Source organism: Canicola haemoglobinophilus, assembly GCF_002015075.1.
In the GTDB taxonomy this organism is placed as follows: domain Bacteria; phylum Pseudomonadota; class Gammaproteobacteria; order Enterobacterales; family Pasteurellaceae; genus Canicola; species Canicola haemoglobinophilus.
On the sequence record NZ_MUXZ01000009.1, the window covers coordinates 30,118 to 55,134 of the forward strand.

Annotated in this window: 39 protein-coding genes; 29 read left to right on the forward strand and 10 right to left on the reverse strand. The window is 38.3% G+C overall.

Annotated features, from left to right (window positions below):
• Positions 1 to 2: 2 nt before the first annotated feature.
• The 11 genes from B0186_RS04135 to B0186_RS04185 all read left to right on the forward strand — a co-directional run bounded on the left by B0186_RS04135 (position 3) and on the right by B0186_RS04185 (position 7,554).
• Complete coding sequence (locus B0186_RS04135; RefSeq protein WP_078218132.1) at positions 3 to 1,328, forward strand: anti-CBASS protein Acb1 family protein; 1,326 nt, start codon at positions 3 to 5, stop codon at positions 1,326 to 1,328.
• A complete protein-coding gene (locus B0186_RS04140) occupies positions 1,246 to 2,799 on the forward strand; it encodes a phage head morphogenesis protein (protein WP_174893307.1) in 1,554 nt (517 codons plus the stop codon). The genes B0186_RS04135 and B0186_RS04140 overlap by 83 nt, the downstream gene beginning before the upstream one ends.
• Entirely contained in the window at positions 2,796 to 2,999 is a 204-nt protein-coding gene (locus tag B0186_RS04145) for a DUF7675 family protein (protein ID WP_078218134.1), read from the forward strand. The genes B0186_RS04140 and B0186_RS04145 overlap by 4 nt, the downstream gene beginning before the upstream one ends.
• Positions 3,000 to 3,024: 25 nt before the next feature.
• Positions 3,025 to 3,444, forward strand: a complete 420-nt coding sequence (locus B0186_RS04150; protein ID WP_078218135.1) for an HD domain-containing protein — start codon at positions 3,025 to 3,027, stop codon at positions 3,442 to 3,444.
• Positions 3,445 to 3,546: 102 nt separating this feature from the next.
• Entirely contained in the window at positions 3,547 to 3,753 is a 207-nt protein-coding gene (locus tag B0186_RS04155) for a DUF7675 family protein (RefSeq protein ID WP_078218136.1), read from the forward strand.
• A 22-nt stretch (positions 3,754 to 3,775) separates the two neighbouring features.
• Positions 3,776 to 4,222: a hypothetical protein gene (locus tag B0186_RS11625; RefSeq protein WP_078218137.1), complete on the forward strand. Its 447-nt coding sequence runs from the start codon at positions 3,776 to 3,778 to the stop codon at positions 4,220 to 4,222.
• Positions 4,223 to 4,273: 51 nt separating this feature from the next.
• Positions 4,274 to 4,534: a colicin immunity domain-containing protein gene (locus tag B0186_RS04165; RefSeq protein ID WP_158077956.1), complete on the forward strand. Its 261-nt coding sequence runs from the start codon at positions 4,274 to 4,276 to the stop codon at positions 4,532 to 4,534.
• A 181-nt stretch (positions 4,535 to 4,715) separates the two neighbouring features.
• A complete protein-coding gene (locus tag B0186_RS04170; protein WP_078218139.1) occupies positions 4,716 to 5,810 on the forward strand; it encodes a DUF2213 domain-containing protein in 1,095 nt (364 codons plus the stop codon).
• The gene (locus tag B0186_RS04175) at positions 5,810 to 6,262 is read left to right on the forward strand and encodes a structural cement protein Gp24 (protein ID WP_078218140.1); all 453 of its coding nucleotides are present in this window, start codon (positions 5,810 to 5,812) and stop codon (positions 6,260 to 6,262) included. Before B0186_RS04170 ends, B0186_RS04175 begins: the two co-directional genes overlap by 1 nt.
• A gap of 19 nt (positions 6,263 to 6,281) precedes the next feature.
• Positions 6,282 to 7,187: a major capsid family protein gene (locus B0186_RS04180; RefSeq protein WP_078218141.1), complete on the forward strand. Its 906-nt coding sequence runs from the start codon at positions 6,282 to 6,284 to the stop codon at positions 7,185 to 7,187.
• Between the two features lie 10 nt (positions 7,188 to 7,197).
• Entirely contained in the window at positions 7,198 to 7,554 is a 357-nt protein-coding gene (locus B0186_RS04185; RefSeq protein ID WP_078218142.1) for a DUF4054 domain-containing protein, read from the forward strand.
• Here B0186_RS04185 and B0186_RS04190 read toward each other — a convergent pair.
• Both B0186_RS04190 and B0186_RS04195 read right to left on the reverse strand, forming a co-directional pair.
• On the reverse strand, positions 7,551 to 7,850 hold the full coding sequence (locus B0186_RS04190; protein ID WP_078218143.1) for a HigA family addiction module antitoxin: 300 nt from the start codon (positions 7,848 to 7,850) through the stop codon (positions 7,551 to 7,553). The genes B0186_RS04185 and B0186_RS04190 overlap by 4 nt on opposite strands.
• A gap of 8 nt (positions 7,851 to 7,858) precedes the next feature.
• Entirely contained in the window at positions 7,859 to 8,137 is a 279-nt protein-coding gene (locus B0186_RS04195; RefSeq protein ID WP_078218144.1) for a type II toxin-antitoxin system RelE/ParE family toxin, read from the reverse strand.
• Between the two features lie 70 nt (positions 8,138 to 8,207).
• Here B0186_RS04195 and B0186_RS04200 point away from each other — a divergent pair, with 70 nt between their 5' ends.
• Genes B0186_RS04200 through B0186_RS04210 form a run of 3 tightly spaced genes read left to right on the forward strand, consistent with a single transcriptional unit; the run spans position 8,208 to position 9,422 of the window.
• Positions 8,208 to 8,654 (forward strand): hypothetical protein, encoded by a 447-nt coding sequence (locus B0186_RS04200; protein WP_078218145.1) that lies wholly within the window; start codon positions 8,208 to 8,210, stop codon positions 8,652 to 8,654.
• On the forward strand, positions 8,651 to 8,986 hold the full coding sequence (locus tag B0186_RS04205; RefSeq protein ID WP_078218146.1) for a hypothetical protein: 336 nt from the start codon (positions 8,651 to 8,653) through the stop codon (positions 8,984 to 8,986). The genes B0186_RS04200 and B0186_RS04205 overlap by 4 nt, the downstream gene beginning before the upstream one ends.
• The gene (locus B0186_RS04210) at positions 8,910 to 9,422 is read left to right on the forward strand and encodes a phage neck terminator protein (protein ID WP_235817171.1); all 513 of its coding nucleotides are present in this window, start codon (positions 8,910 to 8,912) and stop codon (positions 9,420 to 9,422) included. The genes B0186_RS04205 and B0186_RS04210 overlap by 77 nt, the downstream gene beginning before the upstream one ends.
• Here B0186_RS04210 and B0186_RS04215 read toward each other — a convergent pair.
• The 5 genes from B0186_RS04215 to B0186_RS04230 form a co-directional block, all read right to left on the reverse strand.
• Positions 9,419 to 9,715 (reverse strand): HigA family addiction module antitoxin, encoded by a 297-nt coding sequence (locus B0186_RS04215; RefSeq protein ID WP_172459654.1) that lies wholly within the window; start codon positions 9,713 to 9,715, stop codon positions 9,419 to 9,421. The genes B0186_RS04210 and B0186_RS04215 overlap by 4 nt on opposite strands.
• Positions 9,716 to 9,725: 10 nt before the next feature.
• Entirely contained in the window at positions 9,726 to 10,004 is a 279-nt protein-coding gene (locus B0186_RS04220) for a type II toxin-antitoxin system RelE/ParE family toxin (protein ID WP_078218147.1), read from the reverse strand.
• A 171-nt stretch (positions 10,005 to 10,175) separates the two neighbouring features.
• On the reverse strand, positions 10,176 to 10,379 hold the full coding sequence (locus B0186_RS04225) for a nucleoside triphosphate pyrophosphohydrolase family protein (RefSeq protein ID WP_078218148.1): 204 nt from the start codon (positions 10,377 to 10,379) through the stop codon (positions 10,176 to 10,178).
• Positions 10,380 to 10,382: 3 nt separating this feature from the next.
• The gene (locus B0186_RS11630; RefSeq protein ID WP_158077957.1) at positions 10,383 to 10,529 is read right to left on the reverse strand and encodes a hypothetical protein; all 147 of its coding nucleotides are present in this window, start codon (positions 10,527 to 10,529) and stop codon (positions 10,383 to 10,385) included.
• A gap of 296 nt (positions 10,530 to 10,825) precedes the next feature.
• The gene (locus tag B0186_RS04230) at positions 10,826 to 11,008 is read right to left on the reverse strand and encodes a ribbon-helix-helix protein, CopG family (RefSeq protein WP_078218149.1); all 183 of its coding nucleotides are present in this window, start codon (positions 11,006 to 11,008) and stop codon (positions 10,826 to 10,828) included.
• 562 nt (positions 11,009 to 11,570) lie between these two features.
• On the opposite strand from B0186_RS04230, the gene B0186_RS04235 reads away from it, so the two are divergent.
• The 7 genes from B0186_RS04235 to napF all read left to right on the forward strand — a co-directional run bounded on the left by B0186_RS04235 (position 11,571) and on the right by napF (position 18,017).
• A complete protein-coding gene (locus tag B0186_RS04235; protein WP_078218150.1) occupies positions 11,571 to 11,894 on the forward strand; it encodes a type II toxin-antitoxin system RelE/ParE family toxin in 324 nt (107 codons plus the stop codon).
• Positions 11,887 to 12,186, forward strand: coding sequence for an addiction module antidote protein (locus tag B0186_RS04240; protein ID WP_012341122.1), 300 nt, complete (start codon positions 11,887 to 11,889; stop codon positions 12,184 to 12,186). The genes B0186_RS04235 and B0186_RS04240 overlap by 8 nt, the downstream gene beginning before the upstream one ends.
• A gap of 686 nt (positions 12,187 to 12,872) precedes the next feature.
• A complete protein-coding gene (locus tag B0186_RS04245) occupies positions 12,873 to 15,299 on the forward strand; it encodes a DMSO/selenate family reductase complex A subunit (RefSeq protein WP_078218151.1) in 2,427 nt (808 codons plus the stop codon).
• Positions 15,300 to 15,309: 10 nt separating this feature from the next.
• The gene (locus B0186_RS04250; RefSeq protein WP_078218152.1) at positions 15,310 to 15,927 is read left to right on the forward strand and encodes a DMSO/selenate family reductase complex B subunit; all 618 of its coding nucleotides are present in this window, start codon (positions 15,310 to 15,312) and stop codon (positions 15,925 to 15,927) included.
• Position 15,928: 1 nt separating this feature from the next.
• The gene (locus B0186_RS04255; protein WP_078218153.1) at positions 15,929 to 16,777 is read left to right on the forward strand and encodes a DmsC/YnfH family molybdoenzyme membrane anchor subunit; all 849 of its coding nucleotides are present in this window, start codon (positions 15,929 to 15,931) and stop codon (positions 16,775 to 16,777) included.
• 68 nt (positions 16,778 to 16,845) lie between these two features.
• The gene (gene dmsD, locus B0186_RS04260; protein ID WP_078218154.1) at positions 16,846 to 17,451 is read left to right on the forward strand and encodes a Tat proofreading chaperone DmsD; all 606 of its coding nucleotides are present in this window, start codon (positions 16,846 to 16,848) and stop codon (positions 17,449 to 17,451) included.
• Between the two features lie 8 nt (positions 17,452 to 17,459).
• Positions 17,460 to 18,017, forward strand: coding sequence for a ferredoxin-type protein NapF (gene napF, locus B0186_RS04265; RefSeq protein WP_078218155.1), 558 nt, complete (start codon positions 17,460 to 17,462; stop codon positions 18,015 to 18,017).
• A 39-nt stretch (positions 18,018 to 18,056) separates the two neighbouring features.
• Here the strand turns inward: napF and uxuA are convergent, their stop codons facing one another.
• Entirely contained in the window at positions 18,057 to 19,241 is a 1,185-nt protein-coding gene (gene uxuA / locus B0186_RS04270) for a mannonate dehydratase (RefSeq protein WP_078218156.1), read from the reverse strand.
• A gap of 99 nt (positions 19,242 to 19,340) precedes the next feature.
• Here uxuA and B0186_RS12195 point away from each other — a divergent pair, with 99 nt between their 5' ends.
• Together B0186_RS12195 and B0186_RS04280 are read left to right on the forward strand one after the other, a co-directional pair.
• A complete protein-coding gene (locus tag B0186_RS12195; protein ID WP_078218157.1) occupies positions 19,341 to 19,553 on the forward strand; it encodes an NINE protein in 213 nt (70 codons plus the stop codon).
• A gap of 47 nt (positions 19,554 to 19,600) precedes the next feature.
• Positions 19,601 to 19,924 carry a phage baseplate plug family protein gene (locus tag B0186_RS04280; protein ID WP_235817172.1) on the forward strand — a complete coding sequence of 108 codons (324 nt, stop codon included), beginning with the start codon at positions 19,601 to 19,603 and terminating at the stop codon, positions 19,922 to 19,924.
• Here the strand turns inward: B0186_RS04280 and B0186_RS04285 are convergent.
• The gene (locus B0186_RS04285; RefSeq protein ID WP_078218158.1) at positions 19,921 to 20,226 is read right to left on the reverse strand and encodes a HigA family addiction module antitoxin; all 306 of its coding nucleotides are present in this window, start codon (positions 20,224 to 20,226) and stop codon (positions 19,921 to 19,923) included. The genes B0186_RS04280 and B0186_RS04285 overlap by 4 nt on opposite strands.
• A 9-nt stretch (positions 20,227 to 20,235) precedes the next feature.
• Positions 20,236 to 20,514 carry a type II toxin-antitoxin system RelE/ParE family toxin gene (locus B0186_RS04290; RefSeq protein WP_078218159.1) on the reverse strand — a complete coding sequence of 93 codons (279 nt, stop codon included), beginning with the start codon at positions 20,512 to 20,514 and terminating at the stop codon, positions 20,236 to 20,238.
• 76 nt (positions 20,515 to 20,590) lie between these two features.
• Here B0186_RS04290 and B0186_RS04295 point away from each other — a divergent pair, with 76 nt between their 5' ends.
• From B0186_RS04295 to B0186_RS11980, 6 genes are all read left to right on the forward strand, one after another.
• Positions 20,591 to 21,424: a phage protein gene (locus B0186_RS04295; RefSeq protein ID WP_078218160.1), complete on the forward strand. Its 834-nt coding sequence runs from the start codon at positions 20,591 to 20,593 to the stop codon at positions 21,422 to 21,424.
• Positions 21,424 to 22,053, forward strand: a complete 630-nt coding sequence (locus B0186_RS04300; RefSeq protein ID WP_078218161.1) for a Gp138 family membrane-puncturing spike protein — start codon at positions 21,424 to 21,426, stop codon at positions 22,051 to 22,053. The genes B0186_RS04295 and B0186_RS04300 overlap by 1 nt, the downstream gene beginning before the upstream one ends.
• Before the next feature lie 13 nt (positions 22,054 to 22,066).
• Entirely contained in the window at positions 22,067 to 22,444 is a 378-nt protein-coding gene (locus B0186_RS04305) for a hypothetical protein (RefSeq protein WP_078218162.1), read from the forward strand.
• A complete protein-coding gene (locus tag B0186_RS04310) occupies positions 22,425 to 23,564 on the forward strand; it encodes a baseplate J/gp47 family protein (RefSeq protein ID WP_078218163.1) in 1,140 nt (379 codons plus the stop codon). Before B0186_RS04305 ends, B0186_RS04310 begins: the two co-directional genes overlap by 20 nt.
• A gap of 95 nt (positions 23,565 to 23,659) precedes the next feature.
• The gene (locus tag B0186_RS04315) at positions 23,660 to 24,139 is read left to right on the forward strand and encodes a DUF2612 domain-containing protein (protein WP_078218164.1); all 480 of its coding nucleotides are present in this window, start codon (positions 23,660 to 23,662) and stop codon (positions 24,137 to 24,139) included.
• A 9-nt stretch (positions 24,140 to 24,148) separates the two neighbouring features.
• The coding region (locus B0186_RS11980) for a tail fiber protein (protein WP_235817173.1) at positions 24,149 to 25,017 on the forward strand (869 nt) is incomplete at its 3' end.

Sequence of the window (25,017 nt, forward strand, 5' to 3'; positions counted from 1 at the left end):
GTATGAAAATTTTAGATGATTTACGTTCCTTTGCTCTTAAATTAGGGTTTAAACAGCAAGCAACGAGCTATCAGCGTGGTGAAATGATCACCCGAGATACTCAACAGCTTGATACACTCTGGACGGATAACTGGGTAGCAGAAAAAATCTGCATTAAACGCCCTCAAGATATGACAAGACGTTGGCGTGTGGTTTATTCCAATGATTTAGACGCAGAGCAATTAGAAGCCTTTGAGAAATTAGAACGTTCACTCAAGCTCAAAGAAACACTTACCAAAGCCTTATCTTGGGCGAGTTTGTATGGCTCGGTTGGCGTGTTGATTGTGACAGATAAATTCAATCTCTCTGCACCCTTGCAACCAACCGAACAACTCAAGCGGTTAGTGATTTTGCCAAAATCGAAAATCGGCTTGAGTGGTCAGCGAGATGAAAACATCTTATCGGATAATTTCGGCAAATATACCGAGTATCAAATTAGTGGCAATCAAGACTCGGTTAATATTCATCACAGCCGACTGATTATCATCAATGCCAAAGAAGCCCCCTTGTCGGAAGATACGATATGGGGGCTTTCTGATTTAGAGCCAGTTTTAACCGCACTTAAACGCTTTGATGGTGCAAGTACCAATATTGGCGACTTGATTTTCGAGAGCAAAGTCGATGTGTTCAAAATTGCAGGACTTTCCGACAAAATCGCCGCAGGCTTTGAAGATGATGTGGCAAAAGTGATTTCTTCGGTGCAGTCGATTAAATCCGCAACTAATAGCTTATTGTTGGATATCGAAAACGAATATGAACAAAAAGAACTTGCCTTTGGTGGCTTGCGTGATTTGTTGATTGAGTTTCGCAATGCGGTAGCAGGTGCGGCAGATATGCCAGTAACGATTTTATTCGGGCAAAGTGCGGCAGGTTTTGCTAGTGGCGAAGAAGATATCCAAAACTACCACGAAAGCATTCATCGCCTACAAGAAGCACGCTTACGCCCTGCATTAGAACGCTTAGACCCGTTACTCTGCCAAATGGCATTTGGTGGAATGCCACAAGATTGGTGGTTTGAGTTTTTACCATTACAAGAGTTAAAACAAGAGCAACAAATTACGATGCTAGGCACTTTTGCTACCGCATCAATGGCATTAGTGCAAGGTGGCGTATTAACGGAAATTCAAGTGGCAAATGAGCTGAAAGAGAGCGGTTTATTTGCCTCAATTTCTGCGGAAGATATTGCCAAGTTAGAGGAACAAGCGAATGTTGATGAACTTACCCGAGATTTGGAAGAACCAGAAGAACAAACCGAAGATACGCAAGTTCAAACCGAACAAAACGAGTAAACAGACGGAATTTTGGTATAGTCGCCAGTTGCTCGGTTTAGTCGGGGCATTAAGAAAGCAAGTAGAAGGGGCATTGCAACAACCGCAATCCCCTTTTTTAATGGATAGCGACAATGGTTTCAAGGTTTTTGACACTCAACGATTTTTAGCCGTTGTCAAAAAATTAGCGGAAAATGACCGCTCTTTAACGGCTGAAAATCTTGCTCAAGAGTTTGTAAAACGTGGTAATCAACAAAACACACGAGAAGTTACTGCGAATTTACAGCGTCAAACAGGCGTAGATTTGCAAGGTTTTCTAGGCAATAGCCCTGCCCTACTGGAAAAGGTAAATTTGCTCACCACAGCTAACACACAGCTAATTAAATCCATTAGCAATCAGTATTTAGACAAAGTGCAAACCGCAGTAACCCAATCAGTTATGACGGGTAAGCTCAATGCGGATTTAGCTAAAGAAATTAGACAAATTGGCAATGTAACGGAAAGCAGAGCAAGATTAATTGCTCGTGATCAGTCATCAAAACTCAACGCTACCCTCACCCAAGTTCGCTATCAAGATGTTGGTATTAAGAAATACCGTTGGAGTACATCAGGCGATGAGCGAGTGAGAACCAGTCACGCAGAAAATGACGGCAAGATTTTTAGTTATGACGATCCGCCTGAAACAGGACATCCAGGGCATGAAATTAACTGTCGGTGTGTGCAGATACCGGTGTTGGATGAAAAGGCAGAGCGAGAGAATAAACAGGTTGGTAAGTGGGATATGCTATCCTCAATGGAACAACAAGTATTAGAAAAATCTCCATCTATTGCTGATAGCACAAAAGGGTTGATGGCGGGATTAAAAGAGCGAAAAGTGGAAGTAAAACCTGTTCAACTGCTAAAAAAACAGCTATCAGGCTCGGAAATTATTCAAAAACTAGCAGGTGGAGATGAAACAAAAGGTTCTTGTGCTTCTCTTGCGTTAGCTTATATTGGTAATAGATTAGGGTTAGATGTTACCGATTATAGAGATGGTGAAAGTCGTTCATTCTTTTCTAATGCATTGAATTTTAGAAAACTTGTTACTACTCAAGGGGTCAAATCTGCGGTTTTTGAGGTTGTTAGAGAGGCAAAAGATGTCGCAACTCTCCTTGAAAAAGAACTTGTTTTAGGGAAAGAATATATCTTAGGTGCTGGTAAGCACGCTGCTATTGTTCGTAAGACTGAAAATGGGCTAGAATATCTTGAGATGCAATTAACAAAAGGTAATGGTTGGAAATCCTTCGCAAAAGAATATGGAACTGTTGTTAAGGGTTTGCAAAAACGATTTGGATGTAGTATAAGACCTGATAAATATGGTTTCAAATCCAGAGTGGAACTTGCAGAAGTAGATAGCTTTAAGTCTATAAAAACGGATATGAGAGCTATTTTAGGTTATTTAAACACTGCAACAAATAAGCAGAAAAAAGGTAATTTAGGTGGTGCAAAATGATTTTTTGGGAAAAGCACGAAGAAACCGACAAAGTTTGGTGGAAGCGAGATACTGATGTTATTGGGGAAATGATTTTCTCTTTTGATAAGAAAGAGGAATTTAATCTTTGGACAGACTATCCACATAAGCTCACAGCAGAACAAAAAATGATTTTTGATAAAGAAAATTCCTATTTTGCACAGGGGTTAGAAAATCGATGAATGTCAGTTTCATTAAGGTGTATTGATGTTATCTATTAAAGCTAAGCAATTTGCTTATAAAGCTCACGCAAACCAGTTTGATAAAGCTGGGCAACCTTATATTAACCACTTGCAATTTGTTGCGAATTTAGTTGCTGACCAAAGTGATGAAGTAATTGCAACAGCTTGGTTACATGATAGTGTAGAAGATACCGAGACTTCATTAGATGATATTTCATTTTTATTTGGGGAAATCATTGCAACTGCTGTTGATGCAATAACTAAGCGAAAAAACGAGGTTTATCAAGATTATTTATTAAGAGTAAAATCTAATGATATTGCGAGAAAAGTTAAAATTGCAGATTTAACGCATAATATGGACTTAAGTCGCTTGCCAAAAATGACAGAAAAAGATTTAGCTCGACAAATAAAATATCAACAAGCCAAACAATTTTTACAAACCTAGCCAACCAAGTGGGTAGCTTCAAATCTGTAAAAGCTGATATGAGAGCTATTTTAGGTTATATAAACACCGCAACAAATAAGCAGAAAAAAGGATCTACAGGATATGCAAAATAATCAAGTATATTGGCATAGAGAAGAAGGGGAGCAAATCTGGTGGAAATATGGAGATGATGAAATTGGACCTCTTGTTTTCTCCTTCGATAAAAAAACTAAATTTAACTTTTGGACAGATTACCCACATAAACTAACACCTGAACAAAAGGCAATTTTTGATATTGAGAGAGGGGCTTTAGCTGAATTAAAGGGATAAGAATGGAAGAGTTACCTTAAAAATGAAAGAATTTGTTAAAGCTATAGAAATATTCACTCAGATAAAAACTGAACAAGATTTATTGAGTGTATTTCAATATTTACCGCATAATATTCAGGAAAAGAGAGCATTTTATGAAAAAGAAATGTTTATTTATCCTGAGCAGCATTCTTTTTACATTTTGACATCGCTATTTATTGATTGGATATATAAATTAATCAGCAAGTATCAAGACGATGCTCAGGTATTAAATTTTCTTGATGAGCTGAATTATCTTTTTGAGTTTATTGATGATGAGATAAATGAAAATGAACAACAAGAGATTATAAAAAAAGCTAAATTATATTTAGATGACTATTGGAAGCACGATTTATCCTCAACTCACGTAAAACACCTGACGAAGTCAGAAATACAATCCTTGCGAGAGAGCAAGCGTAATGCTTATGAGCAAATGATGCAAATGGATTAATGTTCACAACCCCCAATGGAAAAATTACCTCAAAAATGGGAGATTAGGATAATGACTGAGCTATTAAAATTAGCCATAGATTTCCATAATAAGAAAATATCTGTAAATGAATTCCAAGAACTGTATTTAGATAAATGGAATGGTGGAACCAAGGGGGCGACGCAAGATGAGCAGAATAAAGAAATTAGTATTTATTATGCCACTGAGTGTTACAACCCTAACGGAATTTATCTGCATAATGGTGAAATTGATGAAGTCCAGTTAAGAAAAGAGATTGCTGAGCATCTAAGAGAATTAAAACTAGTTGATTAAATTCAAAGCCATAAATCTCACATAGTGCGTAATTCCCAATCTTAAAAATTTGCATCCGCATACGTCCGAAACGTCCCTATGCCCTATCGACTTATGGCTATGCTTATAGTATAGATTATTTCTTAATCTAAAGCAATTTTTACAAACCTAGCTCTTAGCTAGGTTTTTTATTGGAGAAAATATGCAATTCACAGACAAAGGCTCAAGTCAAAGAGCGGTAACAAAAGACGGCTATTTGGTGGTGCCAGCAACCATTTCTAAAGTGGGCGTATTTGACTACCACGCAAGCGAATTAGGCTTGCAAGACAGCACAGTAAAAAAAGTTGCTCGTACGGAAAACTCTCTCTTTTCAGACCGCACTTTAGCCAGTTTTGAGGGTGTGCCTTTAACCATTGGACACCCAGAACAAGGGGTAAATGCAAAAAACTGGAAAGATTTATCCGTAGGCGTGGTGCGAAATGTAAAACGGGTGGGAGATACCTTAGCCGCTGAGGCTTGGGTATATGACGACAACGCCATTAAGTTAATTCAAGATGAAGGCATTGAGGAGCTTTCCTGTGGTTATGATTGCGATATTGTTACCACAACAGTTCAAGATGCTGATTTTGAAATGTCGCCTATGATAGGCAACCATGTCGCTATTGTGGCGAAAGGGCGATGTGGGCCAACTGTTAAATTCGCCGATGAGGATAAATCCATTATGAGTAAAAGCGTGAAATTCCTTGATGCCTTGCTTAGTGTATTTGGTATTAAGTTATCAGATGAGCAAAAGCAAAAGGTAGAAGAGGAAGAAAAGAAAGAAGAAGGCGAAAAACAGCCCTCTAAACCTGAAACCAAACCTGAAAAACCCGTTGAAAAAGACGAGGACGAAGAGAAAAAAACAAAGGAGAAAACCAAAGTGAATGATGCTGCATTAGTGCAAGAAAACGAGCAACTGAAAGCACAAATTAAACAGTTGCAAGATGCTCAAAAATCCACAGAAGAAGAAAACAAACGCACCGCATTATTGGCAGATGCCAAGGTACATTTTGCTGATGTTACTTTTGCCGATAAAGCAACGGTACGTGAAATTCAGCAAAGTGCGGTAGTTTCGACAGGCATTTTTAGCGAAGACGAAGCAAAAGCTCTTTCTGATGCGGAAATGGCAGGCGCTTATGTGGCAGCGAAAGCCACAGCGAAAAAACTCGCAGACCAAAACCTAGGGCGTGTGTTAATTGGTGATGCAAAACCTGCACCACGCTTTGATTTCAACTCTTACAACCAAGGAGCAAAATAATGGCATTTGCAATTAATACCGCAGTAGCAACCGCTGGCAACATTGGCAAAGGCGGATTAGCTAACTCGAAAGCCATCGCTTATATGAACGAAGGCAAAACTGCATTAGTGGCAGGACGCTTTGTAGCGTTATCTGAAAAAGGCGTAAAAGCCTTATCAGCTAAAACCGATACCCTTGCTGGTGTGGTGGTGCGTAACATCATCAAAGACGAAACACCACAAGGTCAGCTTTGTGATGTGATGCACATTGGCACTGCTGATAGCATTTGGGTAGATATTGCTAAAGGTGTAGATGACCTCAAACGTGGCGATAAAGTTCACGTGGTCGCTGTAGCAAACGCTTCTAAAGAAGTGGGTACTATCCAAAAAGCCAAAGACGCAACCAACTGCATTGAAACCGACTACATTGTGATTACCGTAGCGGGCAACATTGCAGAAATCACTCGTTTATAACCAAAAGGAATAAAATAATATGCCACATATTAATATTTTACGTTCGGCATTGACCGAGGTGCAATCAGGCATCGACCACACAAAATACCCTGATATTGTGTTCCCGCAGTTTGTGCATATCAATTCACAAGGGAGCGAACTTGCCGATGAAATTTTAAGTTTCAGTGCAGATATTACGGGGGACTTAGACAGCGGCTTAATCTCAATGAATACTAGCGTGTTCGATCAGGTTGGTGTAACTTTCAACCACAAAAAAGTGCCATTAGTCACTTGGATGAAATTGGTTGAATGGCACGATTTTGAACTGAAAAAAGCGGCGGTATTAGGTGTTCAAGTTAATACTGAAAAACTTTACGCCCTTAACCAAAACGCCCATCAAACCTTGCAAAAAGTAGCATTCTTAGGTCACGCCTTAGATACTCGCTTAAAAGGTTTGTTAAATGCGGATGGCATTGAAGTATTTGAGCCTAAAGTCAAAAAAGCTATTAGTGCAATGGATTATGCGGAAGCCGTTAAATTCTTTGAAGAAATCTTCTTACGCTCAGTAGAAAAAACCTACCGCATTGCGGTGCCTGATACCTTTGCGATTGACAGTGCAGATAAAGCCCACTTGGCGTTGTTAGAACGTCCAAATTCGGATAAATCCGCCCTTGAATGGCTAGAAGAAAAACTCAAAGGTGCTGCTGGCAAAGATATTAAAATCCAAGCCTTGCCATCTAACTTCGCAAAAATTGCCAAAGCAAGCAAAACCCGAGCCTTGATTTACAGTAATGATAAAAACTACGTTGAAATGAATGTACCAAAATCGCCAACAGTGATTGGTGCAGGCAAAAAAGACTTGGTAACTTATCAATCAGGTTTAACCATGGTATTTGGTGGCGTCAACTTCAAAGAGCCACAAGCCGCACTCTACGTAGATTATTAAGGAGTAAAATATGTCGCAGTTAAGGCTGGATTTTCTGGTACGTTATCCCGAATTTGAAAAGCTCGATGAAGAAATTATCGAGCTTTTTTTATTGGACGCACAAACTGAAATTAGCGAGAAACGCTGGGGAAAATTCTATCAGCGTGGCGTAATGGCATTAACTGCACATTTACTCAAGCTACGAGAAGAAAGCAATGCAACAGGTGGCAACGCAACTCGCCCACTTGCCTCTGAAAGTGCGGGTGAATTATCGGTAAGTTATGTCGCCCCTATGCCAGATGCCAATTTAGATTACCAAACCACCGCTTACGGACAGGAATATCTCCGCCTTAAGCGGTTAGTTGGGGTTGGGGTAATGGTGGCTTAGGCAAACACAAAAGGAGAAATTGCATTAAGTTGTGGCGAAATTTGCTCACTTGTCAGTCTCAAATCGTAATGACTTTGCAAGTTAATCCAGCTCTGTGCATCCGTACCAAAGAAAGTAGCAAGGCGCAAAGCCGTATCTGGCGTAATTGAACGTTTACCTTTGACAATTTCATTAATGCGACGAGGTGGAACATCAATTGCTTTTGCTAAAGCATATTGACTGATATTAAGTGGCTTAAGCCATTCTTCTAGTAAAATTTCCCCAGGGTGTGAAAGTGGGACTTCTCGTTTTTCCATATATTCTCCTAGTGGTAATCAACAATTTCAACGCTATGAGCGTGTCCGTTTTGCCAAACAAAACAAATGCGCCATTGGTCATTAATGCGAATGCTATATTGACCTTCTCGGTCACCTTTCAGCATTTCTAAACGGTTACCGGGTGGAATGCGTAAAAAGGCTAAATCCGTTGCTGCATTGAGTTGTTGTAGTTTTCGCAAGGCAACACGCTCAATTTGTATAAATCGTGCAACACGTTGTCCTTGAAAAAGTTTTTGTGTGTCTTGACATTTGAATTTGGTGATCATCTTTAACCCATAACGGCTTGCGTTATGTTTATAATAACGCTTTGCGTTAATAAGAGCAAGTAAAATTAAAATGAGTGTGGAGTTTATTAGCAATTTCAATCATCTTGAGAAGTTAATCAAACAACTTGAAGGCTTAAATGCCAAAGATGTGTATGTAGGTATTCCTGCGTCAGAAAATCGCAACGTTGAAGGTGCTGAGCAGTTTAATCTAGCGAGTTTAGCTGCGGTTTTAGAGTTCGGCAATCAACATATCCCAAGCCGTCCATTCTTACGTCAGACCCTTGCAGAAAATCAACAAAAATACACCGCTCTTTTTGCTGAAGGGATTAATAATGGCGAAGATTATGTGCAATTAATGCAAAAGATTGCCTTGGTGGCACAAGGCGATGTGCAAGAAAATATAGTGAAAGGCGACTGGGTGGCTAATGCACCAAGCACGATTAAACGAAAAGGATCGAGCAAACCACTCATTGACACAGGGCGGTTACGTCAATCTATTACAGGAGTTATCAAATGAACCTAATCAACCAATCTGGACGACTACGTAATAGTCGTTTTAAACAACAAATTGAAGTGAGACGACAAAGTCAAATCCTTTCAATGACAGCCATTGTGATTCCCACAAACCCTAGTGATGTGTTGCTTTTGCCGGAAAGTGAGCGTTATTTACCTTCGCTAAAATTATTCACCAATGAACCCCTTGAGCGTGGTGATTTAGTGCAATACAAAGGCATAGACTACTGTATTAAAATCTTAGCTAACTGGAGCGATTATGGATACAGCCACCAAATTGGAGTTCGACATCTCCCAACTGCGAAGAGCGATAGCCAAGGCTTTACAATTACCTGATGAAGCTGTGATTGGCGGTTGGTTGCCTGAAAATAAACTCTCTGCTTTTATTACGGTAGATATGATGAGCCAACAAGAAATTGGACAATCGCAACGTAAATTTGAGGGCAAAAAAGAAACAGAAACCATCATCAGTAGTTTACTGAGTACAGTGAGCATTTCTTGCTACGGGAATAATGGTGTGAGAGTGGCAACTAAGCTCAAAAATCTATTGCAAAGCTCTGCAATGATTGACGCATTAAAAGCAATGCAAGCCCATATTGTCAGATTTTCTGATGTTCGCAATCTTACCGCAACAGTGGGTGCGGATTACCAAGAGCGAGGGCAATTTGATTGCATCATCTCCCATCATCATATTATCGAAACACCGCTTAATCGCATGGATAAAGTGAAAGTGAGCGGTTCAATTTTGGCGGAAATTGACAAAACGGATTAGCGAATATCGGCGACAGGCTTTGACGTGAACAAGGGCTTAACTTCAAAACGTGGTTGTTGTTCAAGTTGCCAAATGTCGTATTGAGCTTGTAGGTTTAGCCAAAACGCAGAACTTGTTTCGAGTAATTGACTTAAACGAATTGCCATATCAGGCGTAATTGGAGCTTTTCCGTTGATGATGCGAGAAAGCATTACACGAGTTATACCAAGACGTTGTGCGATTTCAGTGATAGTAAAGTCAGCGATAAATTCTTTTAATACTTTGCCAGGGTGAGCTGGATTGTACATTTTCATTGAGTTTCTCCTAGTGATAATCCTGATAATTGACGATTTCAGCGTTGCCGTTTTCAAATCGAAAGGTAATTCGCCAATTTCCATTAACTTTTACACTCCAATGTTCGACAAGTTCTCCTTTGAGACGATGTAAGTTCCAACCCGAACGATTTAAATCTTGAGCCGCAGTCGCCGCATTGAGGGCAGTCAGAATAATGTTAAGTCTATCTGCGTGTTTGGCTTGAATACCTGCTGTTGATCCAGTTTTAAAGAACTGTTCTAAACCTTTGTGCTTAAATGAAATGATCATAATGGCTTACCCTTTTGTATAGTAATACTATACAGCGAAATCACTAAATGTAAACTATTATTTTACACACCAAAACCCACCGCACTTTGAGCGATCAAGTGCGGTTTTTTATTATCCAAACAGGAGACAAGCAAATGGCATTATCCATTTCCAATGTTGTCAATGTGCAACTTAATACCGTACCAAAATCGGCTGCCCACCTAAAGAATGAACACTTTCCAGTAATTGCTCTGTCACATTGGTATGAGAATATTTACCATCTAAATATTCTTGGATTATGTCATCTACATCAAAATCAACATAGTCACCAACATCAAGTTGATTACTCAAAATAACCATCACCACAAAACAATCCCCAAAACGATCAGTAGCCACTCGTTACACTTGGCCGCTCATGTTGTCGGCAAGATCTGCCCATTTTTTGCGGATGATTTTATAGCTTTCTTTTGCGAGCTCTGCATTTTTTGCCAGAAAGGCGATCCATTCTCGCCCTGCTGTTCCGTAGTATTCTCTTGCGCTTGCCATTGCGTAGGGCGTTGCGGGCTTGTTGTAGGGTTTTGATGTTGTAGTGGAGATATAATAGGGCTTTTATGAAATTAATTTGATGTTGCGCAATACGGGGGCTTGGCGGTTTATGCTTATTAAGACAACTAGGATGATGATTTTGATTAGCATATCCTAGCTCCATTTAATGCCCCGTAACTGAACAAGTCGGGGCGTTCTTGTTTCTAGCCCTTGCTAGATGTTTTTATTACATATCTTTATATAATAAAAGCAAGTATTTTCTGAAAAAAATACCGCACTTTTTGGGTGCGGTTTTTCTATTTGTTAGCTTGTTTAAAACATTCTAGCGCTTGGATAATAAGTTGGTTTTGTGGTATGCCCATTTGTTGGCTTATTTGTTCTATCTCTTGTATCACTTCTAGCGGGAGTTTAAAGGCTTTAAGTTTAATCCCTCGCTTTGCATCAGATTTTGCAACTCGTTCGGCGTTTGTGGTTGCCATGTTTTTCTCCTGTCTTTGCTTGATTTTTAAAAGTTGAAGTTGTATAGTTTAGGAACTGCCTAGCGGTCGCACCCGCTAGGACTTACGTCATCCTAATAAGCCGATTGGCTTATTACTAATAGGATGATTAGAATGATGATTGACCATGGATTCATCTTCTATTTCCTAAGTTGCCCCAGTTTCTCCAAGCTGGGGTTTCTTGTTTCTAGCCCCTTGCTAGATGTCCTTATTATATTAGTTAGCTAATGTTAATGCAAGTATTTTCTGAAAAAATACCGCACTTTTTGGGTGCGGTTTTTTTTGTGTTTTTTCCTGTGCCATTCCTATTTTTAGGATAAAAATAGGAACAAAATTCCTAAAAAATAGGAACAAAATAGGAAAAAATAGGAATACTCAACTTTTTTAAGTTATTGATTTTTAACATATTCATTAAAAAAATTCCTATTTTTCCTATTTTTCCTAATTTAATTTCATGTATAAATATTTTTATAAATCATGAGATAAGTCTGCTTGCCTTTTGTAATGAAAACATTACAATAAACATGTTCATAAGGAGACATTAATGTACTCAATAAAACAGACATCAATTTTTAATCAATGGTTGAAGAATATAAAAGATTCTATTGCTAGGATTATGGTGATTAAGCGGATTGAAAGAGCAAAAAATGGGAACTTTGGCGATCATAAGCTATTGGCAAATACTGGCGGAATTTATGAAATGCGGATAGATACTGGCAAGGGGTATAGAATTTATTACGCAAAAATTGGGGATATTATCTATTTGCTAACAAACGGTGGAGATAAAAAAACTCAGCAACAGGATATAAGTGACGTCCAAGTGATATTAGAAAAATTTAAACAATTAGGAGATGATGAAAATGAGTGAACAAAACAATATAGAAGTGACTGATTTTGATGCTGCAGAATTTTTAGAAAACGATGAGTTGATCGCTTTATATCTTGCGGAGACATTAAAGAATGGCAATGATGAAGAATTTATTCAAGCGCTTAATACTGTGGCTAGAGCAAAAGGCATGAATGATATTGCGAAAAAAGCTGGGATTGCTCGTGAAAGCCTGTATCAAACTCTTTCAAGCAATAAGCCGAGATTTGAAACTGTGCGTAAAATCTTAAATGCTTTAAATATTGATCTCATTCCTACGGTAAAAACGGCTTAAATGCCGTTTTTTTCTGTGCCATTCCTATTTTTTAGGATAAAAATAGGAACAAAATTCCTAAAAAATAGGAAAAAATAGGAACGCTCAATTTTATTAAGTTATTGATTTTTAACATATTCATTAAAAAAATTCCTATTTTTCCTAATTTAATTTCATGTATAAATATTTTTATAAATAAAATTTGTATTATTGCCGTTTTCTATGAAAATTTTTCACTTTTTTATTCTGCTTATCTGATCAAATATTTACCCATAACAAAAAGCAGAATACCAAATGATCCCTAAAAGACAGTTTTAAAAACAAGAACCCTTATTGTATAAGGCTTGAACCCTAGAAGCAGATGAACCCTCTCGCCACCATCTCACTTATTTCTTGTTTAGCACTATGGCGTTTACAAGAAACGAAGCAGTTGGAGTTGGCGGAAATTTAGTTTTGTCAGCATAAAAGTGCGGTGAAATTTATAAGCCAGTTAAGTTAATTAACTGGCTTTTATGTTATAGCCTTGAAGGCTTTCTTATTATGTTATGAAATTTTTCCATTTTTAAAATAATAATAATTACAATTGCTTGATACTGTTTATTTTTCCTTTATATATGCGCCCTTAATTTGCTCTATCTCATTACGTTTTGACTTTATTTAAGGTATAATAGATTGCGATTTATGGGTAACTTATTTCGGAGGATGAGATGGAACAAAGTATTGTTAATTCTTTTATCACCAGACGCTCTTTATTAAAAACAACTGCTCTAGGAGCAGTTGCTACTGCAACGAATATATCCCTACCATTTAAGCTAAAAGCAACGGAACTATCTTCCGTAAATACATCAACAGAAAAAGTAGTGTGGAGTGCTTGTACTGTTAACTGCGGTAGCCGCTGTTCTCTTAGAATGCATGTTAAAGATAATAAAATTATTTATGTAGAAACCGATAATACAGGGACAGAAACATATAATCTTGATCATCAAGTTCGTGCTTGTTTGCGTGGGCGCTCAATGCGTCGCCGAGTATATAACCCAGATCGTTTAAAATATCCAATGAAACGAGTAGGTAAACGTGGTGAAGGGAAATTTAAACGTATTACTTGGGAGGAGGCATTAAACGAAATTGCCACATCGCTAAGTAAAAATATTAAACAGTATGGTAATGAGTCTATTTATCTAAATTATGGAACGGGAACATTGGGCGGAACAATGACAAAGTCTTGGCCACCAGGTTCAACAATGCTTGCACGCTTTATGAATTGCCTTGGCGGTTACTTAAATCACTATGGTGATTATAGTACTGCGCAAATTGCTGTAGGTCTAGACTATACCTACGGTGGTGGTTGGGCATCAGGAAATGGGATGTCAGATATTGAAAATAGTAAATTAGTTGTACTGTTTGGTAATAATCCAGCAGAAACCCGCATGAGTGGTGGCGGGTTAACTTATTGTATTGAGCAAGCTCGACAAAAATCCAATGCAAAAATGATTATTATAGATCCCCGTTATACAGATACCGCAGCTGGTCGTGAAGATGAATGGATTCCAATTCGTCCAGGAACGGATGCGGCTCTAGTTTCAGCAATGGCATATGTGATGATTACCGAGGATTTAGTAGATCAAGCGTTCTTGGATAAGTATTGTGTTGGTTATGATGAAAAGACTTTGCCAGAAGGAGCTCCGAAAAATGGTCATTACAAGGCCTATATTTTAGGTCAGGGGGATGATGGTATTGCTAAAACCCCAGAATGGGCCGCCAAAATCACAGGCATTCCAGAAAATAAAATTATTAGAATTGCTCGTGAAATTGCAGGAACGAAGCCAGCATTTATTTCTCAAGGGTGGGGCCCACAACGTCGCAGTAATGGGGAAATGATCTCCCGTGCAATCGCAATGTTGCCTATTTTGACAGGTAATGTCGGTATTAATGGCGGTAATACAGGCGCAAGGGAAAGTACATATGCAGTGCCATTTGTCCGTATGCCAACGTTGACTAATCCTGTTAAAGCAAGTATTCCAATGTTTTTATGGACTGATGCTATTTTTCGTGCGCATGAGATGACATCCTTGACGGATGGCATACGAGGAGTTGATAAGCTGACAGCACCTATCAAAGTTATTTGGAACTATGCAAGTAACTGCTTGATTAACCAACACTCAGATATTAATCGAACGCATGAAATTCTGCAAAATGAGCAACAATGCGAGTTAATAATCACAATTGATAATCATATGACTTCTACTGCGAAGTATAGTGATATTCTTTTACCTGATTGTACAGCATCTGAACAAATGGATTTTTGTATGGATGCTTTTACTGCGAGTATGAACTATGTCATTTTTGCTGACCAAGTTGTGAAACCATCATTTGAGTGTCGCAATATCTACGATATGTTAACAGCTCTTTCGGAAAAGATGGGAGTAAAAGAGCAATTTACAGAAGGGCGAACCCAAGAGGAATGGCTACGCTATATTTATCAATTATCGAGGGAGAAACTTCCAGAATTACCAACGTTTGAAGAATTTAGGCAACAAGGCATTTTCAAAAAAGTGGATCCAAATAGTTTTTATGTAGCATACAAATCATTTAGAGAAAATCCTGAAGCTAATCCATTAAAGACTCCTTCAGGTAAAATTGAAATTTATTCATCTCGCTTAGCTGAGATTGCGAAGACTTGGATTTTACAAAAAGATGAGGTAATTCATCCTCTTCCAATTCATGTGGATAGCTTTGAACATTATGGTGATAAATTAATGGAAAAATATCCGTTACAAATGACAGGTTTCCATTATAAAGCACGAACCCACTCCACTTACGGAAATGTAGATGTCATTAAATCAGCAAACCCACAAGAAGTATGGATAAATCCAATTGATGCTCAAATACGTGGAATTAAAAATGGAGATATGATTCGTGTGTTTAATGATCGTGGTGAAGTTCATATTAATGCTAAAGTTACGCCACGTATTATTCCAGGAGTTGTAGCATTAAGTGAAGGTGCTTGGTATGCACCAGACAATAAAGGGATTGATCATTCAGGTTGTGTGAATGTATTAACAACACATCGTCCCTCACCGTTAGCAAAAGGTAATCCGCAACATTCTAATTTAGTTCAGGTTGAGAAAATCTAAGGGGGGAATTATGGAACAATTTGGTTTTTATTTTGATTCAGATCGTTGTACAGGCTGCAAAACTTGTGAATTGGCCTGTAAGGATTACAAAGATTTAGGTACAGATGTAAATTTCCGTCGTATCTATGAATATGCAGGAGGAAGCTGGCAACAAGATGCAAAAGGTTGCTGGAATCAAGATGTTTTTACTTATTATATGTCTATTTCTTGTAATCATTGTGATGATCCTGCTTGTGTAAAAGTATGTCCGACAGGGGCTATGCATAAAAATGAAGATGGATTTGTTATTGTAAATGAAGAAGTTTGTATAGGTTGCCGTTATTGTCATATGGCATGTCCATATGAAGCTCCACAATATGATGTAGTCAAAGGACATATGACCAAGTGTGATGGGTGCTATTCTCGTGTGAAAGGAGGAGTGAAACCTATTTGTGTAGATGCTTGCCCTTTACGAGCGTTAGATTTCGCGCCAATTGATGTATTGCGCTCAAAATATGGCAATCAAGCTTCTATTGCACCTTTACCTTCAGCCGAATTAACCTCGCCTAATTTAGTAGTCAAAATCAATAAGAATGCACGCCCCAGCGGCGATACTACAGGCTTTTTAGCCAATCCAAGGGAGGTCTAAAATGAATGGGTTACATGAATTACCTTTAGTTATATTTACTGTATTGGCACAATCTGTTGTGGGGGCTTTCTTGTTATGCAGTGTAGTTTTGTTTATTACTCAAGATAAATACTATCGAGTTTACATTCATAAAATCATATTTGGTTTATTGGTATTATTAGGTGTTGGTTTTTTCTCATCAATTATGCATTTGGGTTCCCCATTTAGGGCACTTAATTCTCTTAATCGTATTGGAAGTTCCATGCTTAGTAATGAAATTGCTTCTGGGGCATTATTCTTTGCTCTTGCGGGGAGTTATTGGCTATTAGCTATTTCTGGAAAACTACAGAAAATGCTAAGCGATATTTGGTTAGTCTCCACTTCCATAGTGGGAATAATATTTATGTATATGATGAATAATGTTTATCATATTTCTACTGTTCCAACTTGGAATAATATCTTTACTACGTGGAATTTTTACCTCACAGTGATTTTAGGAGGACTCAGTTTAGGTTATGTGCTACTCCTTGTTGAGCGTTCTGATGTAAATATAATTCGCCGGATTCCAGTCATTGTGGCTGTTTCACTTTTATTTGCTGCGGTTGTTTCTGTCTATCAAGGTTTTGAACTAAGTAGTATTAAAACTTCAGTGCAACAAGCAAGGGCTCTAGTGCCTGATTTCGCAATTTTAACTGCCGTCAGGATGCTATTACTTGGAATTGCAGTGAGTTTGATGTTTTACCTTGTTTATTATCCAAGATCATTGTTTGTCAAAGTAATGGTCGGATGTTTTATTATTATTGCAGAAATGATTGGTAGAGTATTGTTCTATGCTTTACATATGACATCAGGAATGGCTGTCGGGAGTTAAGTTTCTATGTTTTATAAAAACTAACCGCTCTTAGCCAAAAAAAGAGCGGTTAGTTATTGGAGGACTCTATGAATCAAAAACATTTAAATTGGGTCTCTACTTCAGGCAGGTTACTCGGCGCATTGTTTTATTTTGAACCTTTCTCCCCTGAATTGAGTAATATTTTTCCTTTTTTCCAACAATCAGAATGGGAGCAAGAGTGGCAAGTAGTGCTTCCTAAGAATTTATTACAAAATATTAAAGAGGGGATGCGTAGCAGTAATTTAGATGTAGAATATCAAACCCTTTTTATCGGACCAAATAGTTTGATTGCCCCGCCTTGGGGATCAGTATATTTGGATCCTGAGGCTGTGATTTTTGGTGACTCTCTACTTAAACTAAGAGAGTTCCTAGATAAAAATAGAATTGAGTTTATTTCTAAACAAGATGAGCCAGAAGACCATATTGGTATAATGTTAATGCTAAGCGCCTATCTTGCTGAAAATAATCCTACATTATTGCCAGAGTTTTTACAGCAACATTTTCTGATTTGGTCCTCTCGGTATTTAGATCTTCTAATTGCTGGGAGTGAGTCGGATTTTTATAAAGGGATTGGTTTATTAACCAGAATAACATTAGAAGACTGGAAGAGCAGGTTTCATTTAGATGTTCCTAAGGTGCATTTTTATCGCTAGTTAAGTATATGGCTAAACAATATTCCAATAAAAATGAGCGTTATTACAAGGCTTATTTATCTCATAATACTATCTCAAGACGAGGATTATTCCTTAGTTTATTTCGTAGCGTAAAACCAGAAACGTTGGTACATAGATGTGAGGCTCGCCCTCCTTTTTCAGTTAAAGAATCTCTTTTTTTAGACATATGTAATGGTTGTGGTGCTTGTGTGGCCATATGCCCTTACGGATTGATTCAACTAAAAGAAAATAAGCCTGTATTGGATATTGATTTTTCTTCTTGCGATTTCTGTGGAAAATGTGCTGAAAACTGCCCCACCCACGCACTCCATAAAGCGTTCTCTGCGGATACAGAATTACGCCCTTCTTTTAATCAACAATGCGTAATGAGAAAAGGGCAGCATTGCTCTGTTTGTCAAGATAAATGTCCGCAAAATGCCATTTCATTTGAGTATTATTCTCCCATAATCTTGGATACTTGCAATGGATGCGGTGAGTGTAAAGTTAGTTGCTTTATTGGTGCGATTAATTTGTATATAAAAAGAGTTACTAGTAGGAATACTTAGTAACTCTTTTCATTTTAAAGAAATAAAGCTTTATTTTGCTTAATTAGTAAAATAAATTTTCTTTAGAGCAAACTCTAACCCTCTTAATTCCGCAAGACCTTTTAATCGTCCAATAGCAGAATATCCTGGATTAGTTTTTTTATGCAAATTGTCTAGCATTTGATGGCCATGATCTGGACGCATTGGAATTTGCTCATCGTCCCCTAGTTGCTTACGGCGGGCTTCTTCTGTTAATAATGCTTTCACAACATTGAACATATTCACATTTCCTTCCAAATGTGCAGCTTCATGGAAGCTTAATGGATTCTGTTCACGTTGAGTTGAACGTAAATGAATAAAGTAAATTCGTTCAGCAAATGTTTCCGTCATTTTAACTAGATCATTATCAGGGCGAACACCATAAGAGCCAGTACACATGGTAAATCCATTGGCAGGCAAAGGTTCTACTTCGGTCATCCATTGCATATCTTCAATCGTAGATACGATGCGTGGTAAACCTAAAATTGGGCGAGGTGGATCATCAGGGTGAATCGCCATCTTAATACCAACTTCTTGAGCAACAGGAATGATTTGATTAAGGAAATAGGCTAAGTGTGTACGGAATTTTTCGCTTGTAATATCTTTATATCTATCTAACTGATGTTGGAATTCATCTAAAGTATAACCTTCCTCTGTACCAGGTAAACCAGCAATAATATTACGAGTTAGCTGTTGAATATCAGCTTCTGTCATTTGTTCAAAATAAGATTTAGCCTGTGCAAGTTCTTCTTGAGAATAGAGTTCTTTTGCATTTGGACGTTTGAGAATATGTAATTCAAAAGCGGCAAACGCAATATGATCGAAATGTAATGCTTTAGCTCCGTCTGGCATTTGGTATGCCAAATCTGTACGAGTCCAATCTAATACAGGCATGAAGTTATAACATACAGTTTTTATACCGTACTTTGCTAAATTACGTAGTGTTTGCTTATAGTTATCAATCCATTGCTGGAATTGTCCTGTTTGAGTTTTTATTTCTTCATGAACAGGGACGCTTTCAACCACTGACCAAACTAATCCAGCCTGTTCAATTTCTGTTTTACGTTTTTCAATTTCTTCTTCTGACCAAATTTGACCATTTGGAATATGATGAAGTGCTGTTACGATCCCAGTTGCACCTGCCTGACGAATATCAGATAGGGACACTGGATCTTTTGGTCCATACCAACGCCATGTTTGTTGCATAATTATTCTCCTAATTGTTGATAAGTATCTTTAGATACCTGCAACAATAGGATTCATATTGAACAGGTATCCAACTTAGGGCTTAAACATGCTGTGGGGATGATATATATTTCTCTCTTTTTTGGCTGGTTAGGTATAGATAGATTTTTAATCAAAGATAGGAGAAAGGGATTGATTAAATTGCTATGCCTTCCAATTTTACCTATCAGTATTATATGGTGGTTGGCTGATATGTATTTTGTTTACAAAAAAGTACAGGAAAATAATTACTCTAAAATATCTAGCAGTGAACTCTTACAGAAAATAAAATAAACATCGAACTTAGTATCTAAGACCCTACGATATTCGTGGGGTTTTTTATGGGTAAAAATATGGAACTACATCAAATCCCTATCACAAATGCGCCTTTTCAGGAACAAACTATTGAATTTTTAAACCGCAAGATCAGAATTACCTTGCGATTTAATAGCATTGGAAATTGTTGGACCATGGACGTTTTTGAGCCAATCAACCAAAAACAAATTTGCCAAGGGTTAGCCTTGGTTTGTGGTGTTAAATTGCTTGAACGCACTACGCAGCCTTATTTTTTATGGCTAAGTGATGAAAGCGGAGCAAATCTTGATCCTATGAGTTTGAACGATTTAGGATCAAGATGTTTTTTGTATATTGGTGAGAAAATTTAGCAAGAATAATTCAATGATTGCGTAGGCGTGATCTTAAATTGCTGTTTTTGAGAAGCAATCCATAAATCATAATTAGCTTGCTGATGCAACCAGCTTTCAGGTGTTGGACTATTTTCGCCTAACCATGCGTGCAATCTCAATGCCATATCAGCACTAATTGCAGATTTTCCGCTTAATAGGCGAGATAAGGTAACACGGTTAACCCCAAGCTGTTTAGCTGCTTCTGTAACTGTTAATCCCAATTCTGGCAAAATATCTTCTCTGAGAATTTCTGCTGGATGAGGAGGGTTAAACATAGTCATGATATTCTCCTAATGATAATCTTGATAATCGACAATTTCAGTGTGGCCATTTTCTAGTTTGAAAGTAACACGCCAATTTCCGTTGACTTTTACGCTCCAATGCTGAGCAAGATTGCCTGTTAATGAATGAAGATTCCAGCCTGGAATATTCATATCTTGAGGTATTTTTGCTACTTCTAATCTAGCTAAAATTCTACTAAGTTTCGCGGCATGATTAGCTTGAATGCCTGCTTTACTGCCCGTTAAATAAAACTTTTCTAGCCCTTTATGTTTAAACGAAATAATCATAAATCGCCCTCAGATAATAATAATTTATTGTAGTGTTATGCACTACAAAAAGCAAGTTAATTTTAGGTAAGAGTTTATGAAACAATTTGGACGACAATGGCAAGTTGCCATAAGTAACGATAGCGAAACCTTGATTATTGATAGTCTAAGAGTGGCTTTTGAAATTGACAAAACTATTAATGACAAACCTAATCCAGCTACATTTCAGATCTGGAGTTTAAACCGCAATCATATCAACCAACTATTAAGCCAATCCTTTAAAAAAATTGCCTTATCTGTGGGTTATCAAACTTTACGGCAAATTTATCTAGGCGAAATCACTAAGGTCAAAGTTAAGCGAGATAATCTTGATTTTATTTTGTTCTTAGAGTGTTCAGACGGACATCAAGCCTATACGCAATCTATGGCACAAACCACGCTTAAATCAGGTGCGACAGATGAGGATATTATTAAATCCTTACAACAAACGATGCCAACGGTTCAGGCTGGAACTATTGATGTGCCTAATAAACGTAAATTACCGAGAGGGCGAGTATTAAATGGCGATAGCAGAGAAATTATCAGCAAAATAGCCAAGAATAATAACGCTGATTGGTCAATCCAAGATGGTAATTTAGTCTTTTTACCTCGTGATAAAGTATTAGGTGATGAGGTGGTTTTATTATCGCAAGAAACAGGCATGATCAATTCGCCTGAACAAACCGATGACGGCTTAGAATTAAGTTGTCTGCTTAATCCCGCCTTACAAATTGGCGGATTAGTCGAAGTGCGGTCAATTTTGGACTACTTTAACGGACAGTACAAAATCGTGAAATTATCTCATCAAGGTGACGGCTTAGGCGGTGACTGGGTGAGCAAACTAACCGTGGTGGGCGGAAAATTTGAAAAAGTCAAAAGCGGAGAAAAATAATGAACTATGACCTTCATACTGCAAGTGCAGAAACCTCAGTAGATCAGCAAATTTTGCAACTGCAAAAAAATATTCATACTGCCTTGCCCGCAAAAGTCGTGAGCTTTAATTCTCAAAATCAAACAGTCGTGCTGGCATTGCAAGTCAAACAAATTCTATCAGAAGGCAAAACCCTGCAAATTCCGCCCTTAGTTGATGTGCCTGTCAGCTTTTCTCGTGGTGGCGGTTTTGCAGTGACTTTTCCGCTGAAAGCTGGTGATGAAGGTATGGCTATTTTTTCTGAGCGTTGTATTGACGGTTGGTGGCAATCAGGCGATGCAAAAGAGCCGTTAGATTATCGTTTTCATGATTTATCTGATGCGATGTTTGTTCCGGGTATTTGCTCGGTTCCTCAAGTAATAAAAGACTTTTTTGCTGATGGACTATCTCTGCAAACCTTAGATGGCAGTATTTATATTCGCCTTACAAAGAGCGGTATTTTTATCAAAGGAGATATAGATATTCAAGGCAATACCACACAACAAGGTGAGATTAGTGCTACAGGCGTTATTTCAAGCGAAACTGATGTGCTATCCGCTAGTATTTCAGGTAAAAACCACGTTCATGGCAGTAGCTCTAAACCTTCCTAATTTGAGGTGAAAAATGAAAGTAAGACGCTTAGACAAAAATCACGACTGGACATTCGGGCAAGGCTTTAACAGTTATGCTACCGAGTCTGAAGCTATCGCTCAGAATGTACAAACAAGACTCTGGTCTTTTGAAAAAGACTGGTTTTTAAATTTAGAGCATGGCTTGCCTTGGCTGGAAGAGATGGGGCGAAATGGGGATTTAGAACAGCTTGAAATACGAATTAAGCGGCAAGTTTTAGAGACTGAAGGCGTGGTGAAAATAACAAATTACCACGCCTTTTTAGATCCAAATACTCGACAGCTGAACATTCAAATTGAGTATGAAGACATTTACCAAAATATGCATCAAGGTCGCTATATAGGAGGTGATAATGGCAACCCTAACCGATAATGGCATTATTATCGAACGTCTAGAGCAGATTATTTTAACCTTGGAACAAGGCTTTAAAAAAATCTACGGACAGAATATTAATATTGCCCCTGATACCCCTGATGGGCAGATGATAGGGCTAATCGCTCAAATCCGAGCCGATTACGAAGAGTTGGCAGAGATGGTTTACAAGCAATTAGATCCTGATTTAGCCACGGGAGCTTGGCTAGAACAGCGTGTCGCCTATGCTGGACTTATTCGCCGCCAAGCCAGCTACAGTTATTTAAGGTCGGTTATTTTAACGGGAGATCCACACACCGAAATTCATCAACTTACCTTATCTGACCCTAATAAAATCAGATGGCAGTTAATCCGCCCTACTCAACTTAATGAAAGTGGCTCTGCGCGAGCAGATTTCAGAAGTGAATTATTAGGTGCATATCCCGTTCAATCATCTACTCAGCTTAATATCGAAACAGTGACACTAGGTTTAAATAATGCCACAACAAGCACGCAATCTGAACTTGGCACAGAAGAAGAAACTGATATTGAATTAAGACAGCGTTTTGTTAAAAGCCGAGCGAAAAATGCCAAAAACTCAGCAGAAGCTATCGAAGGCGAAATCAGCGATCTTGCCGATGTAAAACAAGTTGTCGTGCTAGAGAATAATACAAACAAAACAGATAAGTTTGGCGTTGAAGCACATAGCTTAAATGTCATTGTTGATGGCGGTGATGATAATCAAATCGCTCAGATGATTTACAACAACAAAGGAGCGGGTGTGGGCTTGCAAGGTCGGCAGACTGTTATCTTAAATCGATTTGGCAGACAAAGAGAAATCCGTTTTGACCGCCCTACACCTGTCGATGTAGAAATTGAAATGACCCTCGTTCGATACGAAGATTTTACCGAAATAGATAAAGACGAAATCAAGCGAATTTTAACCGCACTTCAATTCAAAATCGGTCAGTCCATTTCACTTTCAAGGCTTTATTCCCCGATTAATACGGTTGGTGGGTTCTGGGTAAAAACCTTAAAAATCGCTAAAAAAGGACAATCTCGCCAAGCGGCTAATATTCCTATTCAGCCTAGAGAACTAGCTCGGATTTTAAACGGTGATATTCACATCGAGGTGGAATAATGGCATATGCAGATTTATTAATTTGGCAATATCGCCACAAACCCAAAGCCTTATCCACTTGCCAACTCATTGAGTGAGTTCTCACGCAGGGGTTTATTGATTTATATCACTTACAGAACGTACTTAATATTGATCAGGCAACAGGACATCAACTCGATCTTGTTGGTAAGCATGTAGGGCAATTCAGGGTAATCAACAGCTACCAACTGCGTAAATTTTTCGGATTTAGAGGTTCTCCGCATGCACTCAGTTTTGGCAAACAACGAAATGGTGGCGGTGAATGGTATCGAAAACGTGATCCGCTTTCCGACTCAGTAAGATTAAGTGATGAAGATTATCGCTTTTTGATTAAATGCCGAATTTTAAAAAACTACCAAACAGGCACGCTAGATAACATCATTGAAGCGTGCCATTTTATTTTTGGGGGTGAGAGCATTGTTATTGATAACTACAATATGACCGTTACTGTACAAATCCCACGAAAACATATCACGCAATTCAAGCAGTTTGCGGTCGATCACCTCGATATTTTACCCCGTCAAGCTGGGGTTAAAATCCACTATGAAATTCAATAAGGTATCTTTATGACAGTTTACAACAAATTAGATGAAAAGGTCTTTGCTAGCCAAGCAAAACCAAGAGAAACCGAAAATTTCCCCAATATTGCCAGAGGTTGGGGAATTAGCTTTGAACAAACCGCAGGCATTCCTCCGATGGAATGGTTCAACGGATTATTCAAACGCATCGATGAACACATGCTTTACCTTGCTCAACGAGGTCTAGCAGAATGGTCATCAACATTAGAATACCCACAGGGTGCTTATGTGCAATATAACGGTAAAACCTACCGCAGTTTGCAACAAAACACCAATCATCAACCAGATACTCCTGATTCTGCTTATTGGGTTCGTTGGGGCTTTGCATTAGACGAAATTCCGTACGCCACCTTATCACAAAAAGGCTTAGCACAACTTTACACAGGCTACGACAGCCAACGAGAAGATTTAGCTTTAACGCCTAAAACAGCTTATTTATTAAAAGCCTTAATAGATAGCAACTCTCGCAGCCTTAATGACCGCATTCCTAATAGCAAAAAATCCGACGCAACCGATAGCAATAGCTCCGATACAGTCGCTACATCAAAAGCCGTCAAAGAGGTTAAAGATATTGCCGAAAGCAAACAATCCCCAGCAACAACCCTAGAAGGCTACGGCATTGCTAATTTTAAAATCGAACAAAGCACGGGCAATGCCAATGACTATAAAACTGACGGTAATTATTATTTTGCTAGCGGTCAAAATTTGCCAGATAGCAATGCTTGGCATATTGAAGTGGTAAGCGGTGGACAGGCTAATGCCGTGCGACAAATCGCCAGAAAAGCTAATGACACAAAAATCAAAACCCGCTTTTTTAATGGCTCAAGTTGGAGCTCTTGGAAAGATACTGGCGGTGA